The 17871-nt window shown below is 61.7% G+C and carries 20 protein-coding genes; 8 read left to right on the top strand and 12 right to left on the bottom strand.

The features are described 5' to 3' along the window. Positions 1-29: 29 nt before the first annotated feature. From M5B44_RS14340 to gnd, 3 genes are read right to left on the bottom strand one after another with little or no spacing between them, the layout of a single operon-like run. Positions 30-839 carry an HAD family hydrolase gene (locus tag M5B44_RS14340; protein ID WP_248739592.1) on the bottom strand — a complete coding sequence of 270 codons (810 nt, stop codon included), beginning with the start codon at positions 837-839 and terminating at the stop codon, positions 30-32. Then, a complete protein-coding gene (gene zwf / locus M5B44_RS14335; protein WP_085731090.1) occupies positions 836-2359 on the bottom strand; it encodes a glucose-6-phosphate dehydrogenase in 1524 nt (507 codons plus the stop codon). The genes M5B44_RS14340 and zwf overlap by 4 nt, the downstream gene beginning before the upstream one ends. Continuing rightward, positions 2356-3336, bottom strand: a complete 981-nt coding sequence (gene gnd / locus M5B44_RS14330; RefSeq protein ID WP_221614707.1) for a phosphogluconate dehydrogenase (NAD(+)-dependent, decarboxylating) — start codon at positions 3334-3336, stop codon at positions 2356-2358. The genes zwf and gnd overlap by 4 nt, the downstream gene beginning before the upstream one ends. Before the next feature lie 272 nt (positions 3337-3608). Between gnd and M5B44_RS14325 the strand changes: the two genes are divergently transcribed. The 3 genes from M5B44_RS14325 to M5B44_RS14315 all read left to right on the top strand — a co-directional run bounded on the left by M5B44_RS14325 (position 3609) and on the right by M5B44_RS14315 (position 6167). Next, entirely contained in the window at positions 3609-3791 is a 183-nt protein-coding gene (locus M5B44_RS14325) for a DUF6026 family protein (RefSeq protein ID WP_085708173.1), read from the top strand. Between the two features lie 214 nt (positions 3792-4005). Next, positions 4006-5754 (top strand): phosphoethanolamine transferase CptA, encoded by a 1749-nt coding sequence (locus M5B44_RS14320; protein WP_134826731.1) that lies wholly within the window; start codon positions 4006-4008, stop codon positions 5752-5754. A 206-nt stretch (positions 5755-5960) separates the two neighbouring features. Continuing rightward, complete coding sequence (locus tag M5B44_RS14315; protein ID WP_248739591.1) at positions 5961-6167, top strand: hypothetical protein; 207 nt, start codon at positions 5961-5963, stop codon at positions 6165-6167. Between the two features lie 84 nt (positions 6168-6251). On the opposite strand, the gene M5B44_RS14310 is transcribed toward M5B44_RS14315, so the two are convergent. From M5B44_RS14310 to M5B44_RS14280, 7 genes are all read right to left on the bottom strand, one after another. After that, on the bottom strand, positions 6252-6749 hold the full coding sequence (locus M5B44_RS14310) for a GNAT family N-acetyltransferase (protein WP_248739590.1): 498 nt from the start codon (positions 6747-6749) through the stop codon (positions 6252-6254). A gap of 97 nt (positions 6750-6846) precedes the next feature. Beyond that, positions 6847-7428, bottom strand: coding sequence for a DinB family protein (locus M5B44_RS14305; RefSeq protein WP_248739589.1), 582 nt, complete (start codon positions 7426-7428; stop codon positions 6847-6849). 17 nt (positions 7429-7445) lie between these two features. Further along, the gene (zapE, locus tag M5B44_RS14300) at positions 7446-8564 is read right to left on the bottom strand and encodes a cell division protein ZapE (protein WP_248739588.1); all 1119 of its coding nucleotides are present in this window, start codon (positions 8562-8564) and stop codon (positions 7446-7448) included. Between the two features lie 22 nt (positions 8565-8586). Continuing rightward, on the bottom strand, positions 8587-8928 hold the full coding sequence (locus M5B44_RS14295; protein WP_085708179.1) for a nuclear transport factor 2 family protein: 342 nt from the start codon (positions 8926-8928) through the stop codon (positions 8587-8589). A 51-nt stretch (positions 8929-8979) separates the two neighbouring features. Further along, positions 8980-9696 carry a helix-turn-helix transcriptional regulator gene (locus M5B44_RS14290; protein ID WP_114882765.1) on the bottom strand — a complete coding sequence of 239 codons (717 nt, stop codon included), beginning with the start codon at positions 9694-9696 and terminating at the stop codon, positions 8980-8982. Positions 9697-9784: 88 nt separating this feature from the next. Continuing rightward, positions 9785-10744: an agmatinase gene (gene speB, locus M5B44_RS14285; RefSeq protein WP_248739587.1), complete on the bottom strand. Its 960-nt coding sequence runs from the start codon at positions 10742-10744 to the stop codon at positions 9785-9787. A gap of 29 nt (positions 10745-10773) precedes the next feature. Continuing rightward, positions 10774-11865: a polyamine ABC transporter substrate-binding protein gene (locus tag M5B44_RS14280; protein WP_248739586.1), complete on the bottom strand. Its 1092-nt coding sequence runs from the start codon at positions 11863-11865 to the stop codon at positions 10774-10776. 99 nt (positions 11866-11964) lie between these two features. Between M5B44_RS14280 and M5B44_RS14275 the strand changes: the two genes are divergently transcribed. From M5B44_RS14275 to M5B44_RS14260, 4 genes are all read left to right on the top strand, one after another. Continuing rightward, positions 11965-12864, top strand: coding sequence for a LysR family transcriptional regulator (locus tag M5B44_RS14275; RefSeq protein WP_248739585.1), 900 nt, complete (start codon positions 11965-11967; stop codon positions 12862-12864). Between the two features lie 99 nt (positions 12865-12963). Beyond that, entirely contained in the window at positions 12964-14430 is a 1467-nt protein-coding gene (locus tag M5B44_RS14270) for a nucleobase:cation symporter-2 family protein (RefSeq protein ID WP_085708182.1), read from the top strand. 70 nt (positions 14431-14500) lie between these two features. Next, positions 14501-14974 carry an LEA type 2 family protein gene (locus tag M5B44_RS14265; RefSeq protein WP_114882757.1) on the top strand — a complete coding sequence of 158 codons (474 nt, stop codon included), beginning with the start codon at positions 14501-14503 and terminating at the stop codon, positions 14972-14974. Positions 14975-15027: 53 nt separating this feature from the next. Beyond that, a complete protein-coding gene (locus M5B44_RS14260; protein WP_248739584.1) occupies positions 15028-15582 on the top strand; it encodes a GNAT family N-acetyltransferase in 555 nt (184 codons plus the stop codon). On the opposite strand, the gene M5B44_RS14255 is transcribed toward M5B44_RS14260, so the two are convergent. After that, positions 15572-16495 carry a carbon-nitrogen hydrolase family protein gene (locus tag M5B44_RS14255; RefSeq protein WP_248739583.1) on the bottom strand — a complete coding sequence of 308 codons (924 nt, stop codon included), beginning with the start codon at positions 16493-16495 and terminating at the stop codon, positions 15572-15574. The two genes, M5B44_RS14260 and M5B44_RS14255, sit on opposite strands and share 11 nt — an antisense overlap. 84 nt (positions 16496-16579) lie before the next feature. On the opposite strand from M5B44_RS14255, the gene M5B44_RS14250 reads away from it, so the two are divergent. Next, entirely contained in the window at positions 16580-17494 is a 915-nt protein-coding gene (locus M5B44_RS14250; RefSeq protein ID WP_248739582.1) for a LysR family transcriptional regulator, read from the top strand. Here M5B44_RS14250 and M5B44_RS14245 read toward each other — a convergent pair whose 3' ends face one another. After that, on the bottom strand, positions 17495-17749 hold the full coding sequence (locus M5B44_RS14245) for a hypothetical protein (RefSeq protein ID WP_007957535.1): 255 nt from the start codon (positions 17747-17749) through the stop codon (positions 17495-17497). Between the last annotated feature and the right edge of the window lie 122 nt (positions 17750-17871).

Here is a 17871-nt window from a genome sequence, read left to right as displayed (position 1 = left end):
CCTGGGGCTCCCGTTTTTTTATGCATCGATCAACGCGGCAATATGTACTTGTCGATGGCCTGCGCCACACCGTCCTCGGTGTTCGTCCCGGTCACCACGTCTGCCTTACGCTTCACGGCGTCTTCTGCCTGGCCCATGGCGATCGAAAGGCCGGCGACATGAAACATCGCCGGGTCGTTGCCGCCGTCGCCAATCGCTGCGGTCTGCGCCAGCGGCACGCCGAGATGGGCAGCAATCGTTGCCAGAGCCTCGCCCTTGTTGGCTTCGAGTGCCGTCACGTCCAGATACACCGGCTGCGAACGCGAGACCTGCGCCATGCCCTCGACCTTCGGCAGCAAACGCGCCTCCAGCTCGATCAACAGGTCGGTGTTGTTGCTGGTCGCGACGATCTTGTCGATGCGTTCCAGATAAGGCTCGAAACTGTCCACCACCACCGGCGGATAACCGAGCCCATGCTGCTCCTTGGGCACCATTGGGCCATCAGGATCCTTGAGCAGCCAGTCGCCGCCACTGAACACCCAGATCTCGACCTCCGGCTGATCGGCAAACAACGCCAGTGCCGTCAGTGCCGCTGTGGCTGGCAGGTAGTGAGCGACCAGAATGCTGCCGTCCGGATTGACGATTGTGCCGCCGTTGAACGCAGCGGTCGGCAAATCGACGCCCAGGGCTTCGATCTGTTGCAGCATGGCTTTGGGCGGACGCCCGGTGGCAAGGCTGAACAATACGCCGGCTTCGCGCAACGAGCGAACCGCATCTATGGTGCGCTGACTGAGGCTGTGATCGGGCAGCAACAGCGTGCCGTCCATGTCGCTCAGCAGAAAACGGATAGGCTCACTCATCCGAGACCATGCCAGACGCGACCATCGCGAGTCAGCAGATCATCGGCAGCCTGAGGCCCGTCTTCGCCAGCGGCATAAGGCTGAACGCTCGCGTCCTGTTGCCAGGCATCGAGGAACGGCTGCACCGCACGCCAGCCGTTCTCGATGTTGTCAGCGCGCTGGAACAGCGTCTGGTCACCGGTCAGGCAGTCGTAGATCAGGGTTTCATAGCCGGTGGACGGCTGCATTTCGAAGAAATCCTTGTAGGCGAAACCCAGCTCGATGTTGGCCATGTTCAGCGCCGGCCCCGGTCGCTTGGCCAGCAGGTCGAACCACATGCCTTCGTTGGGCTGGATCTGGATGCGCAGGTAGGTCGGCTGCAACTCGTCGACCTCGGTGTCGCGGAACTGCGCATAAGGCGCCGGTTTGAAGCAGATAACGATCTCGGTATCGCGCACGCTCATGCGCTTGCCGGTACGCAGGTAGAACGGCACGCCGACCCAGCGCCAGTTGTCGATCATCACCTTGAGCGCCACGTAGGTTTCGGTGGTGCTGTCGGGCGACACGTTGGCTTCTTCGCGATAGCCGGCCAACGGCTTGCCGTCGATTTCGCCGGCACTGTATTGGCCGCGCACCGAGTTGGCCCGCGCCTCTTCGGTGGTCCATGGACGGATCGCGCCGACCACCTTGGCCTTCTCGCCCCGCACCGCATCGGCGCCGAACGCGGCCGGCGGCTCCATCGCCACCATGGCCAGCAGTTGGAACAGGTGATTGGGCACCATGTCCCGCAGGGCGCCGGTGTGTTCGTAGAAACTGCCACGGGTTTCGACGCCGACGGTTTCGGCGGCGGTGATCTGCACGTGGTCGATGTAGTGATTGTTCCAGAACGCTTCGAACAGGCTGTTGGAGAACCGGCTGACCAGAATGTTCTGTACGGTTTCCTTGCCCAGATAGTGATCGATCCGGTAGATCTGCTTTTCCGACATGACTTTGAGCAGGCAGGCGTTCAGCGCCTCGGCGGTTTGCAGGTCGGAGCCGAACGGTTTTTCGATCACTACCCTTCTGAAGGCTTCCGGGGTTTCTTCCAGCAGTTTCGCGGCGCCGAGGCGACGCACCACTTCGCTGAAGAAACGCGGCGCGGTGGCCAGGTAGAACACCGCATTGCCGGTGCCGCTGTCGGCGATTTTCGCCGCCAGCGCGGAATAAGTGCTGTCGTCCAGGAAGTCGCCCTGGACGTAGCTGATACCTTTGGCGAGCTTGGCCCACAAGGCCGGATCAAGCATCTGATCGCCCTTGCCGACCTTCGCCGCCACTTCGGTGCGGATGAAGTCTTCGAGCTTTTGCGCGAAGGCTTCATCGGTGATGGCGTTGTGGTCAACGCCGACGATCCGCAGATTTTCGTCAAGCAAGCCGTCGCGACTGAGGTTGTACAGCGCCGGCATCAGCAAGCGCTTGACCAGGTCGCCGTGGGCACCGAACAAAAACAGCGTGGTCGGTGGTGCGGGTTCTGCCTTGGATTTTCTGCGGATCGTATGGGTCATTTCTTAGGCGTCTCTACGTGGCCGCCGAAGCCGAAGCGCTGGGCCGAGAGGATCTTGTCACCGAACGTGCCCTGACCGCGGGAGCGGTAGCGCGAGAACAGCGAGTTGGACAGCACCGGTACCGGCACCTTTTGTTCCATTGCCGCTTCGATGGTCCATTGACCTTCGCCGCTGTCGGCCACGGAACCGGAGAAACCGTCGAGTTTCGGGTCGACCGCCAGGGCATCGGCGGTCAGGTCGAGCAGCCACGACGACACCACGCTGCCACGACGCCAGACTTCAGCGATGTCGGCCACGTTCAGGTCGAAACGCTGATCTTCCGGCAGAAGCTCGCTGGACTTGGTCTTGAGGATGTCGAAGCCTTCGGCGAAGGCCGCCATCATGCCGTACTCGATACCGTTGTGAATCATCTTCACGAAGTGACCGGCACCGGCGGGACCGGCGTGGATGTAGCCGTGCTCGGCACGGTGATCGTCGGACTTGCGGTCCTTGGTGCGCGGGATGTCGCCCATGCCCGGCGCCAGTGCGGCGAACAGCGGGTCCAGACGCTTAACGGTCTCGGCATCGCCGCCGATCATCATGCAGTAGCCGCGCTCAAGACCCCAGACGCCGCCGGAGGTGCCGACGTCGATGTAGTGCAGGCCCTTCTCGGCCAGGGTCTTGGCCCGGCGGATGTCGTCCTTATAGTTGGTGTTGCCGCCATCGATGATGGTGTCGCCCGCCTCGAGCAGCGTGCTCAGGGTTTCGATGGTGTCTTCGGTCGGCGCGCCGGCCGGCAGCATGACCCACACGGCACGCGGCTTGGCCAGGCCTGCAACCAGCGCAGGCAGATCGGCAACGCCGGTAGAGCCCTCGGCGGCCAGGGTGTCGACAAAGGCGGTATTGCGGTCGTAAACAACGGTGGTGTGACCGTTGAGCATCAGACGCCGTGCAATATTGCCGCCCATGCGGCCCAGTCCAATAATCCCGAGTTGCATGTGCTGATGCTCCTTACTACAAATAAAAGTGTGTCAAAGGTTATAGCCCAACGCTCTCATGGAGGTTAGTCCAGAGCGTCGGTGTGAAGTTTCCGGGCATTGTGCCCGATCCAGACTGATAACGTCGGGAAACGTGGCGAAGACACAACGACCATGAAAAATAAAAAAGTTCCATTCACGAGCAAAAGAAACCAGAATCGGCGCCGATAGCGGATCAGCGCCCGTTAGCGGGAGCGATCTGCAGTTGAGACACGCCATTTGCGAGGTGAGCAATGGGCACAGTACACACAGCAATGCCGCCACAAACCCTGTACGTCACGATCCGCCGCGATGAACTTCGTCAGTTGAAGGACGAACGCGACCAGCTTAAACAAGAGCTGGCGCAACTGCGTCTGATGACCCAAGGCGTCGAGCCAAAGCCTCTGCCACGCGTCCAGCGCTCCCCCCACGCCTGACCGCCCGCCGGATCCGGGAACCGCTGCCCAGCCGTTCCCGACATGATCCGCCCTCTGCCATTTGCGGCAACTAACGAAGTTTTCACATTCGCTTGTTGATACTCCGGCCCATTCTGCCGTGCGTGTCTGCGCGCGGCTTCCGTTCGTCGGTTTCATGCTCCCGATTTCATGAAACGTCCCGGCGGTGGCAATGGTGACTGAGTTGGAGTGCTGAATGGCATGGTTTAAACGCAGCAAGTCTGCTGCGGCAGGTTTTGACTGGGCCGGTTTCATCTGGCTGTTTGTGTTCTTCTGGTACTTCTCCGGTATCACTCAACTGCTGATCCAGCTGACCGGCACCTCAGGCTTCACCGGATTCCGTCAGGCGTTCGTGATGAGCGCAGTCTGGCTCGCGCCGATGCTGCTGTTCCCCAAACGCACCCGCCTGCTCGCCGCCGTGATCGGCGTGGTGCTGTGGGCCTGCTCGATGGCCAGCCTGGGCTACTTCTTCATCTATCAGCAGGAATTCTCCCAGAGCGTCATCTTCATCATGTTCGAGTCGAACGTGTCGGAAGCCGGCGAGTACATCACCCAGTACTTCGCCTGGTGGATGATTCCTGCGTTCCTCGCTCACACCGCGTTCGCCTACTTCCTCTGGACCCGCCTGCGTCCGGTCTACATGCCGCGTGGACGGGCCTTCGTGGCCGCCATGGCGATTCTGATCGCCGTGGTCGGCTATCCGCTGATCAAGCAGACCCAGCGCACCGGCAGCTTCGCCGGCGGTTTCGAGAAATTCGAAACCCGCATCGAACCGGCCGTGCCATGGCAGATGGCCGTGGCCTATCACCGCTACCTGGAAACCCTGGGCGAGATGCAGGGCATGCTTCACAGCGCGAGCAAGATCCCGCCGCTGCATAACCTCAAGGATGCCGGCGCCAATCAGCCTGCGACCCTGGTGCTGGTGATCGGCGAGTCCACCAACCGCCAGCGCATGAGCCTCTATGGCTATCAGCGCAAGACCACGCCGGAACTGGACAAACTCAAGGATCAGCTGTCGGTCTTCGATAACGTCGTCACCCCGCGCCCTTACACCATCGAAGCGCTGCAGCAGGTGTTGACCTTCGCCGACGAAGAAAATCCGGATCTGTACCTGTCCACGCCGTCGCTGGTCAGCATGATGAAACAGGCCGGCTACAAGACATTCTGGATCACCAACCAGCAGACCATGACCAAGCGCAACACCATGCTCACGACCTTTTCCGAACAGGCCGACGAGCAGGTGTACCTGAACAACAACCGCAATCAGAACGCCGCGCAGTACGACGGCGACGTGATCGAGCCGTTCAACAAGGCCCTGACCGACCCGGCACCGCGCAAGCTGATCGTCGTGCATCTGCTCGGCACGCACATGAGCTACCAGTACCGTTATCCGCCGAGCTACGACAAGTTCCAGGACCGCACTGGCGTCCCGGCCGGCGTGCGTGACGATCAGGTGCCAACCTACAACAGCTACGACAACGCGGTGCTGTACAACGACTTCGTGGTCTCGAGCCTGATCAAGGACTACGCCAAGTCCGATCCGAACGGTTTCCTGCTGTACCTCTCCGACCACGGTGAAGACGTGTTCGACTCGGCGGGTCACACCACCCTGGGTCGTAACGAAAACAAACCGACCGCGCCGATGTACACCATTCCGTTCATGGCCTGGGCCTCGCCGAAATGGCGTGAAAACCACGACTGGAGTTTTGCCGCCGATCTGAGCCGGCCTTACAGCAGCGCGCACCTGATCCACACCTGGGCGGACCTGGCCGGTTTGAGTTTCGATGAACTGGACCGCAGCAAAAGCGTGGTCAGCGACAGCTTCAAACAGCGTCCACTGTTGATCGGCAACCCTTACGAACGCGAACAGCGAGCACTGATCGACTTCAGCCTGATGAAGCCGAAAAAGCCCGAAGAGGCGCCGAAGGAAGTCGTCAAGCAATAACCAGAAAGGGCCGGAAACGGCCCTTTTTTCATGCTCTCGCAATACCCTGATTTCTACTGAATCGCCCTCTCCGCCCCTTCGGAAACAATCGGTAAAACCTCTACGGGGCACGCGTTAACCCCTGGTTAATACCCTCGACGGACACTGCGCCTCGAGGGTTTGAGTCATGGATGAACGGCTCCGACATTTTTTCGCAGGAGACAACCATGAAAACCACGACTGCACTCCTTGCCGGTCTGATCACACTTGCATCCGCCAGCGCTTTCGCCGAGGGCGGTGCCGAGCGGATGCGCAATCACTGGGAAAACTTCCCGGTCCACACCGCCCAAAGCCAGCAGGCTGACACCAAGGCCAACGAACTCCGCGTTCCGGACGACCAGACCGCACAGGTCACCGAGCATTACCGTCCGTGATGTAACAAGGTTTACCGATGGACCTGCGATGGCTCCGCTCTGGCTTCGCAGATGACAGTTGGGCGTCCTTCGGGGCGCCTTTTTTTATGCCTGCAGTTCCTTGATCCAGAACAGCATGCGCCCGTGATTCGGGTCGAACATGCCTGGCGCAAAGCCGAATTTGGCGTAGGAGCCCTGAGCGACGGCATTACCTTCGAGCACTTCCAGGGTGATCTTGCAGCAGCCGCGCTGGCGGGCGATTTCCTCGACCTTGCGCAGCATTTTCTGGCTCAGGCCCAGGCCTCGAAACTTGGTCACCACCGACACGTCGTGCACGTTGACCAGCGGTTTGCAGGCAAAGGTCGAAAAACCCTCGAAGCAGTTGACCAGCCCTGCCGGTTCCCCGCCGACAAAGGCCAGGACGCTGAACGCGTGGGGCCGCTTGGCCAGTTCTGCGGGCAGTTGCTGCAACAGTTCGGGAGCAATCGGCTGGCCGCCGCCCATCGGGTCTTCGGCGTAATGGTTGAGCACCACACCGATGGCTTCGGCATGCAGCGGGTTGGTATAGCTGGCTTGAAGCACAAGAATCTCTGCGGAATCCATTTCCATCCTCGATCGCACGGGCCCCGGTGCGTTTCATACGCACTGAAAGGCTCACCGACCTTAGCGCGAGGCAACCTCCGACCACAACCCGACCGTCTCAGTGGCCCCAGATCAATTCTTCCGTCCAGCCCAGCTCGGCGAAATCCTCGGCCCGCAACCCGGATTCGCCGGCGCAGAAAAACTCGTCCAGTTGCGGCGGTTTCACCGGAGTGCCGCTGAGCATGGCGTGAACCTGGCCACGGTGGTGGATCTGATGTTCGAACAGGTGCGAAATCATCCGCAGACGGCTGTCGTGCTGCGGCGTGTCTCGGGCAATGGTGACGATGCGCCCCAGATCGGCATCGCGCAGTTGTTCGCAATAGGCGATCAAGCGGCGATCGACATGGGCCTGTTCGCGGCGCAAGGCCTGGGCCTCGGTGAAGGGCTCGTCTGCGCTGAAGAACCCGTAGCAATCAGGATGCGGCTCGTCACCACGCAACTCGCGTTCCAGCGCATCGACGTAGAACCAGTCGCACGTGAGGATGTGATTGAGGGTCAGGCGAATGCTCGGGAAGAAACTGACCCTGGGTGCCGCCAGCTCCGTGTCGTCGAGCTGCAGCCAGGCCTTGGCCAGTCGATGGTTGGCCCAGGCGTTCTGATAGGCCATGGTCAACAAGTGATGGGACAGTGACTGAGGCATGTCGCGCCCTCCGTGCATCAAGTGTCGGCAAAGCGTTGCAGCTGCATCTCCTGCAAACGGCTGAGGGTCCGGCGGAACGGGAACTCCAGATAACCTTCGGTGTACAGCGCGTCCATCGGTACATCGGCCTCGATGTACAACGGCACCTTGCGGTCGTAACACTCGTCGACCAGCGCAATGAAGCGTCGTACGCCATCATCGTGCACCGACAGTTGCGGCAACTCGCGGTCGCCGGCCACCACTCGCTCCGCGCCGTCCTCGGTGCCACGGGCGATCCGCCCTTCGCGCTTTTGTGCGCTCAGGTTCGGCACCTCGCTCAACAGGATAGCCCGGTAGGTGTCGCACAGCGCGATGAAGTCCATCGCAGCGAACGGTTGCTCGCACAGGTCGGCGTAACGGCACCACAGCACCGAGTCGCTGGCCTGCACCACATTCAGGGCGCGATAACCGACCGATACCGGTTCGGCACTGAAGGTTTGCCCGGCGGCCAACGCGTCGAACACCTTGCCCAGTGCGCTCCCCTGCCCCGGCAGAGCGACCCAGTAACGCTGCTCAATGGCACCGGGATGCAATCGATGATCTTCCGCACCATTCACCGCAACCACTTGCATGTGCTGCTTGATCGCAGTGATCGCCGGCAGGAAGCGGTCACGGTTGAATCCGTCGGCATACAACTGATCCGGCGGCAGGTTGGAGGTGCAGACCACCACCACGCCTTCGTCGAACATCACCTGGAACAACCGGCCGAGGATGATTGCATCACCGATGTCGTTGACGAACAGTTCATCGAAGCACAGCACCCGCACTTCGGCCGCCAGCTCACGAGCCAAGGCCCGCAATGGATCGGCGATCCCGGTCAACTGAAAGGAACGCTGGTGCACCCAGCCCATGAAGTGATGAAAGTGCTGTCGCCGCGCCGGCACCCGCAAGCTTTGATGGAACTGGTCCATCAGCCAGGTCTTGCCGCGCCCGACCGGGCCCCACAGGTAGACGCCGGTGACCGAACGGGCACCGGCGTGCAGGGCTTCATGGCATTTTTGCAAGGCCCAGACCGCGTGCTCCTGGGCTTCATCCTGGATGAAGCCCTTGTGATCGACGGCATGTTGCCAGGCGCTTAAGGGGGAGTCGAAAGTCATGCGCGGCAGTATGCCACGACGGCTACACGGAAATATCCAGCCGTGCGATTTTGCCCTGTTCGTTGAGGCGAAAGGTGTAGCGCAACTCCAGCGGGCTGCCGGGGAACGTCCCGGAAATCAGCCCTTGCACCAGCACTTTACCGGTGCGCTGCTGGACGCCGAGCACCTCGACCCGCGGCTGATAGCGTTGGGCGGTGTCTTGCATCCAGTCGGCGATGGCCTGCGGGCCGACCTGATGGCGGCCTTCATCAAACACATGGGCATCCTCGGCAAAAAAACTGCCGACCCGGGACGTATCGCGAGCATTGGCGGCGTTGATGTACTCAACGATGGCCGGGGCGAGTATCGAGGTGGGATGGAACATGAGTGCAACTCCTTGTTTTCGGTTCTGACGCCATCCTAGAACAGCACTGCGTCAGTTTTTGTCAGGAGTGAAACGCCCGTTGTCGTCCAGTTGCATCTGTCGCTGCCAGGTGCGCAGCAGGTCGCTGCGACGCCCCGGATAACGCTCGCCCTGAAGGCTGGCGGCGGCAATGCGGTCGGTGCGAAACGTGCGATACGCACTGCGCAACTCGCACCACGCCACGATGATCCGCACCTCGTTGAGAAACCCCAGCGCCAAAGGCCAGATCAAACGCTGGCTCGGCACCTGTTGTGCGTCGGCGTAATCGATGTGCAGCTTGGCCTGATCACGGATCGCCTGACGAAACACATTCAACGGCACCACGTTCTGCGGGAACCCGTAACCGGGCGGCCCGGGCATGACGGTTGGATTGCGCATCGCCTCCTGAGCCTGGGGATCCAGCACCGCCGCGATTTTCGCCAGCGCATCCGCTGCGGCTTTGCTCAGGACCTCGTCGCCACGCTGATCGACGTAACGCAGACCCAGGACGATGGCTTCGGTCTCGTCGGCGTTGAGCATCAGCGGCGGCAGAAACAAACCGCTGCGCAACACATAACCAATGCCCGCCTCGCCGTGGATCGGCGCGCCGAGGGCCGTCAGCTCGGCGATGTCGCGATAGAGGGTGCGTTCGGAAATTTCCAGCTCGGACGCCAGCGTCGCCGCGGTGACCGGACGTTTCTTGCCACGCAGCACTTGCAGCAAGGTCAGTAGACGAGTGGTGCGCGACACGGTGTGAGGCTCCGGGCAGAAATTTGCCGGAGCTTAGCAGAGCCTGGTGTCAGAAATTGTCAGGAGCTTTCACCAGGCCCACAGCCCATTACGCGTCGACTTTGTGCCTTGCCGCGTACAGACACAGCATCTCCATCGCCAGCGTTGCCGCCGCCAGCGACGTCACGTCCGCATGGTCGTAAGCCGGGGCCACTTCCACCACGTCCATGCCCACCAGATTGATCCCGCGCAGGCCACCGAGGATTTCCAGCGCCTGCACGGTGCTCAACCCGCCGCAGACCGGGGTACCGGTGCCCGGAGCGAAGGCCGGATCGAGACAGTCGATGTCGAACGTCAGGTACACCGGGTTATCCCCGACCCGCGCGCGGATCGCCTCGACAATCGCCTCGCAGCCACGGCGATGCACCTGCCGCGCATCCAGCACCTGGAAGCCCTGATGATCGTCATTGGTGGTGCGCAAGCCGATCTGCACCGAACGTGCCGGATCCACCAGCCCCTCCCGTGCCGCGTGCCAGAACATGGTGCCGTGGTCGACCCGTTTGCCGCTTTCGTCCGGCCAGGTGTCGCTGTGGGCATCGAAGTGAATCAGCGACAGCGTGCCGTGTTTGCGCGCATGGGCCTTGAGCAGCGGATAGCTGATGAAGTGATCGCCGCCGAAGGTGAGCATCGCGCTGCCGGCGCTGAGGATGTGCTCGGCGTGGGCCTCGATGCTTTCCGGGATGGTGTGCGGCGAGCCGTAATCGAAATCGCAATCGCCGTAATCGATCACCGCGAGATGATCGAACGGATCGAATGCCCATGGCCAGTGCCGCTCCCAGGCGATCCCGGTGGACGCCGCACGGATCCCGCGCGGCCCGAAACGGGCTCCCGGACGGTTGCTGGTGGCGGTGTCGAACGGCACGCCGCTGACGGCCACGTCCACGCCGCGCAAGTCACGGCTGTAGCGCCGGCGCATGAAGCTTGTGATCCCGGCGTAAGTGCTTTCAGCGGCGGTGCCGTAGAGGCTGTCACGGGTCAGCGCCTGATCGTTCTGCATTGGCACGTCCATCGATGTGCTCCTTTGGTTTTTTTCCAGGGTTATTGATGGCTACGGAAAGTGGTCCACAGGCGCGTGCGCTGGCGCATGTCCTTGAGGCTCATGCTGCGGTCGGCGTACAGCCGCTCGCGCACTTCGGGTTTCGGGTAGATGTGCGGGTCGTTGCGCACCGCTTCGTCCACCAGCGGCGTCGCAGCCTGGTTGGCGGTGGCGAAGAACAGCGTATTGGTCAGCGCCGCCACGGATTCGGGGCGCAACATGAACTCGATGAAGGCCCGCGCAGCCTCCGGGTGCGGCGCGTCCTTGGGGATGGCCAGGTTGTCCTGCCACACCAGCGTGCCTTCTTTCGGGATGCGGTAAGCGACTTCAAACGGCTTGTTGGCCTTGCGCGCCTGATCGGCGGCCATGCTTGCGTCACCGTTGTAGGTCAGCGCCAGGCACACGCTGCCGTTGGCCAGATCGCTGATCTGCCGGCCCGTGGCGACGTAGAGCACCGAGGGCTGCAGCTTCTGCAACAAGGCTTCGGCGGCGGCCAGATCGTTCTTGTCGGTGCTGTAGGGATCCTTGCCGAGGTAGTGCAGCGCCAGACCGATCACTTCCTGCGGCGAATCGAGAATCGCAATCCCGCAATCCTTGAGCTTGCTGGCGTATTCGGGCTTGAACAGCAGATCGAGGCTGTTGAGCGGCACATCCGGCAACCGCTGTTTGACCGCTTCAACGTTCATGCCCAGGCCGAGCGTGCCCCAGGTGTAAGGCACGCCGTAGCGGTTGCCGGGATCGACAGCCGCGAGTTTTTCCAGCAGGTCCGGATCAAGATTGGCGTAGCCCTTGAGCCCGTCGTGAGGGATTTCCTTCAAGGCACCGGCGGCCAACCCGCGGGCCAGCACGCTGGAGGACGGCACCACCACGTCGTAACCGCTGCCGCCGGTCAGCAGTTTGGTTTCCAGCACCTCGGAGGTATCGAAGGTGTCGTAGCGCACATGAATGCCGGTTTCCTTTTCGAAGCGCTGTAGGGTGTCGGGCGCCACGTAATCGGCCCAGCTATAGAGGTTGAGCGTCTTGTCCTCGGCCTGGGCGGCGATGGAGACGGAGAGCAACAGCGCGGGTAAACACAGCTTGAACAAGGGAGCCATGACGAACACCTGACCAGAGGAAGTGGTTGCAGGATGCGCCGTCGGATACATTGCAAAAATATCAAGTTTGTTAACCTGACTTTATGCCGGAGTAATGTGATGCTCGGTCAGCTCCACAATGTCGATTTGCAGCTGCTGCGCCTGTTTCTCGGGGTGGTCGAGTCCAACGGTTTCAGCGCCGCCCAAGGTGAGCTGGGGCTGAGCCAGTCGAGCATCAGCCAGCAAATGGCCAAGCTTGAGACGCGTCTCGGCTATCGGGTGTGCAACCGTGGCAAGGGTGGTTTCAGCCTCACTCCCAAAGGCGAGCAACTGCTGATTGCTGCCCGAAGCCTGTTCGATTCCATTGAAACCTTCCGCCATCAATCCAACGGCGTCGCCGGGCGCCTGATCGGTGAAGTGCGCCTGGGCCTCTCGGAAGCGGTCGATCAATCGGTGCTGCAACGGGTGGCCGAGGCGATCCGGCGGTTTCGTGAACGGGACGAATCGGTGCGTATCGAACTGATCAGCGCCATGCCCGGCGAAATGGAGCGCCTGCTGCTGCAACAACGACTGGACCTGGCCATCGGTTACTTCTCCCAGGTGCAGAGCGCCTTTGATTACCGCGAACTGTTCAGCGAAACCCAGCATCTGTATTGCGCGCCCGGCCATCCGCTGTTCACCAACGATGCCCCCGATGAAGCGGCGTTGCAGGCGTGTGACAGGGTCGATCATCCGTACCGTTTTCTGCGCAGTGACGAACCGTTTCAGGGCAAGGTCTGCTCGGCACGTTCGGAACAGGTCGAAGGCACCCTTGCCTTCATTCTGTCCGGCAAACATCTCGGTTACCTGCCCAGCCATTACGCCCGTCAATGGCAGGACAAAGGACTGCTGCGTCCGGTGCTGGAAGGCGAGTTGAGCTTCGAAGTGGCGTTCCATCTGGCTCGCCATCGGGCACAGGTGCCGGGGGATGCACAGAAGGCGTTTGAAGAAGATCTGCTGTCAGCCTTTGGTCGAACCTGACCTTTTGGGCAGTTTTAATGCGTTGCCCTCGCCCCTCGCTTGCGGCATCCTGCGCACCCATTTTCCGACCCGGCCCCGCATTGCGGCACGCAAACCACCATGACCGTCTCTGAAAAAGCCCCGCGCAACAACGATCTCATCTACGGTCTCAACGACCGTCCGCACTTCACCGCGACGGTGTTTGCCGCGCTGCAACACGTATTGGCCAGCTTTGTCGGCATCATCACCCCGACCTTGATCATGGGCGGCGCCCTCGGTCTGCAAAGTGAAATCCCATACCTGATCAGCATGGCGCTGTTCGTGTCCGGCCTCGGCACCTTCGTTCAGGCCAAGCGTTTCGGCCCGGTCGGTTCGGGGCTGCTGTGTCTGCAAGGCACCAGTTTTTCCTTTATCAGCGTGATTCTCAGCGCCGGTTTCATGGTCAAGGCCCGGGGCGGCGGCACCGATGAAATCCTGTCGACGATCTTCGGCGTGTGCTTCTTTGCCGCGTTCATCGAAGTGGTGCTGAGCCAGTTCATCGGCAAGCTGCGCATGCTGATCACCCCGGTGGTGACCGGCACCATCATTACGCTGATGGGCCTGTCGCTGATCAAAGTGGCAATGACCGACATTGCCGGCGGTTTCGGCGCGGCGGACTTGGGCGCGGGCAGCCATGTGTTCCTGGCGGCGCTGGTGCTGGGCACCATCGTGGTGTTGAACCGGGTCGACGTGCCGTTCCTGCGCCTGGGCGCGATTGTCATCGGCCTGACCCTCGGCTACGTGGTGGCGTGGCTGATGGGCACCGTGGATTTCGCCAACCTGCCCGAAGTGCCGGTGGTCAGCGTGCCGGTGCCGTTCAAGTACGGTTTCAATTTCGACTGGGTGGCATTCGTGCCGGTGGCGGTGATCTTCCTGGTGTCGCCGCTGGAAGCCGCTGGTGACCTGACGGCCAACTCGATGATTTCCCGGCAACCGGTCAAAGGTCCGCTGTACATCCGCCGGATCAAGTCCGGGCTGCTGGCGGACGGCCTCAACTCGGCGATGGCTGCGGTGTTCAACAGCATGCCGATGGTGACCTTCGCCCAGAACAACGGGGTGATCCAGCTCACCGGCGTGGCCAGCCGCTACGTGGCGTTCTTCATTGCCGGCCTGCTGGTGTTGCTGGGTCTGTTCCCGATGATCGGCGCGGTGCTGCAACTGATGCCGAAACCGGTGCTCGGTGGCGCGGAGCTGGTGATGTTCGGCACCGTCGCCGTGGCCGGGATCAAGATCCTCGCCGAGGCCGGCCTGCATCGGCGCAACATGCTGATCGTGGCGATTTCCGTCGGCATGGGTCTGGGCATCGCCGCCGTGCCGGAAGTGCTGCGTGAGCTGCCGCAGGCGCTGCGCAATATTTTCGAATCGCCGATCACCGTTGGCGCGCTGTGTGCCATCGTGCTGAATATCTTCCTGCCGGAAGAATTCATCGAACTGGAAGAGGATGATTTCGACCCGGAAGCCTCTATCCTTCAGGTCATGGAAAACCCCGACATGCCGGCCAAAGCTGAACCTGCCTCCCCGGCCGCTGTCGCACAGTTGAACCGTTGATCCTGTCCGCTCAATGAAAAAAGGGCTGATACCGGCAACGGTTCAGCCCTTTTTCAATGAGAGAGCATCAATGCGTCGTATCCAAGCCGTCATCCTGTCCCTGCTTCTGCTCTCCCTCAGTGCTTGCGCGCTGTTTCCCAACCGTGACCCGGTGAATATCAACGTGGTCGGCGTCGAACCGCTGCCGAGCCAGGACCTGGAAGTGCGCTTCGCCATCAAGCTGCGGGTGCAGAACCCCAACGAAACCGCCATCGACTACAACGGCATTGCGCTGGATCTTGACGTGAACGGGCATTCGTTCGCGTCCGGTGTCAGCGATCAGAGCGGTTCCATTCCCCGTTTCTCCGAAGCCATCGTCAGCGTCCCGGTGAGCATTTCGGCATTCTCGGTGCTGCGCCAGACTCTCGGCCTGAGTCAGACCCAAACCCTCGACAACCTGCCCTATGTGCTGCGCGGCAAACTGGCGGGCGGTGTGTTTGGCACCATGCGTTTTGTCGACAGCGGCAAACTCAGCCTGCCGCGAGCCAGTGCCGCAACCTGGTAAAGATGCGGTAGCCTGCAGCGCTCACGGTCAGAAAACAGGGAAGTCGCTGGTTTATGGAACAAACGCCCACGTTGTACACCGAACGGCTGATTCTGCGCACGCTGGAGCTGGCGGATGCCGAGGCCATCCAGCAGCAATTTCCTCATTGGGAAGTGGTGCGCTACCTGAACGCTTTGGTGCCCTGGCCTTACCCGGACGACGGCGCCCTCACCTACCTGCGTGACATTGCGCTGCCAGCGATTGCGGCAGGCAAAGAGTGGCACTGGACGATTCGTCTCAAGTCGGCACCTGAGCAATTGATCGGCAACATCAGCCTGATGGACGAGCCGGATAACCATCGCGGGTTCTGGCTGGCCCCGGCCTGGCAGGGTCAGGGCCTGATGACCGAAGCCAGCGAAGCCGTGACCCGCTACTGGTTCGAAGCCCTCGATCAACCGCTGATGCGCGTGCCGAAGGCCGCGCCGAACATTGGCTCGCGCAAGCTCTCGGAGCGCACCGGCATGCGGCTGATCCGCACCGATGAAGATGACTTCGTCAGCGGCCGCTTCCCACGGGAAATCTGGGAAATCACCCGCGAGGAGTGGCAACAGCAGCGCCTCAAGCGGTGAAGCGCACACCGGGCTTGGCGCGCTCATCCACGCTCAATTCGAACACATCCGGCCGTGCATAGTGGCCGACTACGTCGTAGTCATAGCGGGCCCGCACCAGTTCATCGGTATCGATCTCGGCGGTGAGCAGCCCGGCCTCGCCCCGAAGCGGCCCGGCCAGCACATCGCCCATCGGACCGACGATCACACTGCCACCGGCGATCAGCGGCCGATCCCCCGGCCAGTTGGCGATCTCCACGCCCAGCTCATTCGGCGAGGCCTGCACCTGACAGGCGCTGACCACAAAGCAGCGCCCTTCATGGGCGATGTGGCGCATGCTCACTTGCCACATCTCGCGCTCGTCCACGGTCGGCGCGCACCAGACCTCGATGCCCTTGGCGTACATCGCCGTGCGCAGCAGCGGCATCATGTTTTCCCAGCAGATGACTGCGCCGAGTTTGCCGACCTGAGTGTCCAGCACCGGCAAGGTCGAACCGTCGCCCTTGCCCCAGATCAGCCGCTCGGTGCCGGTGGGCATGAGTTTGCGGTGTTTGGCCACCAGGCCTGCCTGCGGGTCGAAATACAGGGCGGTGCAATGCAGGGTGCTGCCGGCCCGTTCGATCACACCGATCACCAGATGGGCCCCGGTACGCGCCGACAGCCCGGCCAGCGCTTCGGTTTCCACGCCTGGCACATCGATGGCGTTGGCGAAGTAACGGGCGTAGGCCTCGCGCCCTTCGGGCAAGCGATAACCCAGTTGCGTCCCGAAACCCTCGCCTTTCGGATAACCGCCGAGCAGTGCTTCGGGCATCACTACCAGCGAGGCGCCGGACTCGATGATGGCGCCTTCCCAGCTCAGGATCTGTTCCAGGGTTTCACCCTTGCCACCGGGCAAGGCGCCGATCTGCAGGGCGGCAACGATTGATTTGGGCATGGCGGTCACTCCGTGAAGTTCAGGTGTTGCTCATTCTCCGGCGCCACGAGATCATGAATAAAGCCAGACTCACTGCTGAATGATATGAGCCAAATGAATATCGCCACCGTTGACCTCAACCTGCTGAAAGTCTTTGAAGCGCTGCATGAAGAGTCCAGTGCCAGCCGTGCGGCGTTGCGTCTGGGTGTGACGCAATCGGCAGTCAGCGCCGCGTTGCGCCGGTTGCGTGAGGTGTACGGCGATCAATTGTTCGTGCGCACTGGTCGAGGGTTGGCGCCCACGCTCAAGGCCAATCAGTTGAAACCGGTGGTCAGTGATGCCCTGAACAAATGCCGGCAGAGCCTGGCGATGGTCGACCCGGCGGCCAATCAGTACGACGGGCGCTCGGTCAGTGTCGGGCTGTCGGATGATTTCGAAATCGCCTACGGGCGGCGTCTGATCGAAGAAATCGGGCGACGGGCGCCGAAGTTGCGTCTGATCTTCCGCCAGACCCACAGCCAGATCGTCGCCCGGGCCCTGATGGAGCGCAGCATTGACCTGGCGATCACCGCTGGCGGGTTCGCAGAACGCCTGCTCAGCCGTCAGGTCTTGGGTGAAGGGGGTTACGCGTGCCTGGTGGACCCGGCGAGCCTTGCGCCCGGCCAGCAGCAGATCGGTCTGGAGGAGTTTGTTGCCCGGGAGCACATCCTCGTCTCTTCGGGTGGGTTTATCGGGATCACCGATGAGGGGCTGGCGGCACTCGGCTTGAGTCGCCAGGTGTGCGCCTCGACCACGCATTTCGCGGCGTTGCCGCACCTGCTCAAGGGCAGTACCGCTGTGGCGACCATCCCGACCCACGCGGCGCAGGCCATTGCGTCACTGAGCGGGCTGGCCCTGCTGCCCTGCCCGCTGGCCTTGCCGCGTTATCCGGTCGAACTGGGCTGGCGCACCAATACCCAGATTGATCCGGTGGTGCTGAAAGTGCGCGAAGCGATTGCCGCCAGTTTCAAGACCGAATGATTACTTGTTGGCCGCCATCAGCCGGTTGACTTCACTGCGCACCATATTGGCGAACTCCGGCGGCGACATGCCGTCCAGTTCAGCGCGAACGAACTCGGCCCATTTGCCCTTGCGCTTGGAGCGCTCGCCGAACAATCGTGCGGCTTCGCCCTTGGCTTTGCCCAGATTGTTCTGCCAGAGTTCGAACAGTCGGGATTTCTCGTCTTCCAGCGCAGCGCGCTCTGCGAGGGATTTGTCGGCCAGATTGAAACTCATGGGGAATTACCTGCTGCATGAAATGGCGACATCTTACACGCTGGACGGAAATCTCCGGCGCTGGTTTTTCTTCCTGACGGAAATTCACTGCAACTTTTCAAGCAGCGCCACACTCCATTGTT

This window comes from Pseudomonas sp. MWU12-2029 (genome assembly GCF_023242425.1).
In the GTDB taxonomy this organism is placed as follows: domain Bacteria; phylum Pseudomonadota; class Gammaproteobacteria; order Pseudomonadales; family Pseudomonadaceae; genus Aquipseudomonas; species Aquipseudomonas kribbensis.
The sequence above is the reverse complement of the archived record's forward strand: the minus strand, read 5'-3'. Positions and strand labels throughout refer to the sequence as shown.

Bases quoted from the DNA above. Each gene is read 5' to 3' on its own strand.
- zwf (WP_085731090.1), bottom strand. From the start codon at position 2,359: ATGACCCATACGATCCGCAGAAAATCCAAGGCAGAACCCGCACCACCG.
- M5B44_RS14265 (WP_114882757.1), top strand. From the start codon at position 14,501: ATGCGTCGTATCCAAGCCGTCATCCTGTCCCTGCTTCTGCTCTCCCTC.
- M5B44_RS14250 (WP_248739582.1), top strand. From the start codon at position 16,580: ATGAGCCAAATGAATATCGCCACCGTTGACCTCAACCTGCTGAAAGTC.
- speB (WP_248739587.1), bottom strand. From the start codon at position 10,744: ATGGACGTGCCAATGCAGAACGATCAGGCGCTGACCCGTGACAGCCTC.
- M5B44_RS14245 (WP_007957535.1), bottom strand. From the start codon at position 17,749: ATGAGTTTCAATCTGGCCGACAAATCCCTCGCAGAGCGCGCTGCGCTG.
- M5B44_RS14305 (WP_248739589.1), bottom strand. From the start codon at position 7,428: ATGCCTCAGTCACTGTCCCATCACTTGTTGACCATGGCCTATCAGAAC.
- M5B44_RS14310 (WP_248739590.1), bottom strand. From the start codon at position 6,749: ATGGATTCCGCAGAGATTCTTGTGCTTCAAGCCAGCTATACCAACCCG.
- M5B44_RS14260 (WP_248739584.1), top strand. From the start codon at position 15,028: ATGGAACAAACGCCCACGTTGTACACCGAACGGCTGATTCTGCGCACG.
- M5B44_RS14270 (WP_085708182.1), top strand. From the start codon at position 12,964: ATGACCGTCTCTGAAAAAGCCCCGCGCAACAACGATCTCATCTACGGT.
- M5B44_RS14275 (WP_248739585.1), top strand. From the start codon at position 11,965: ATGCTCGGTCAGCTCCACAATGTCGATTTGCAGCTGCTGCGCCTGTTT.
- M5B44_RS14280 (WP_248739586.1), bottom strand. From the start codon at position 11,865: ATGGCTCCCTTGTTCAAGCTGTGTTTACCCGCGCTGTTGCTCTCCGTC.
- M5B44_RS14295 (WP_085708179.1), bottom strand. From the start codon at position 8,928: ATGTTCCATCCCACCTCGATACTCGCCCCGGCCATCGTTGAGTACATC.
- zapE (WP_248739588.1), bottom strand. From the start codon at position 8,564: ATGACTTTCGACTCCCCCTTAAGCGCCTGGCAACATGCCGTCGATCAC.
- M5B44_RS14320 (WP_134826731.1), top strand. From the start codon at position 4,006: ATGGCATGGTTTAAACGCAGCAAGTCTGCTGCGGCAGGTTTTGACTGG.
- M5B44_RS14340 (WP_248739592.1), bottom strand. From the start codon at position 839: ATGAGTGAGCCTATCCGTTTTCTGCTGAGCGACATGGACGGCACGCTG.
- gnd (WP_221614707.1), bottom strand. From the start codon at position 3,336: ATGCAACTCGGGATTATTGGACTGGGCCGCATGGGCGGCAATATTGCA.
- M5B44_RS14325 (WP_085708173.1), top strand. From the start codon at position 3,609: ATGGGCACAGTACACACAGCAATGCCGCCACAAACCCTGTACGTCACG.
- M5B44_RS14255 (WP_248739583.1), bottom strand. From the start codon at position 16,495: ATGCCCAAATCAATCGTTGCCGCCCTGCAGATCGGCGCCTTGCCCGGT.
- M5B44_RS14315 (WP_248739591.1), top strand. From the start codon at position 5,961: ATGAAAACCACGACTGCACTCCTTGCCGGTCTGATCACACTTGCATCC.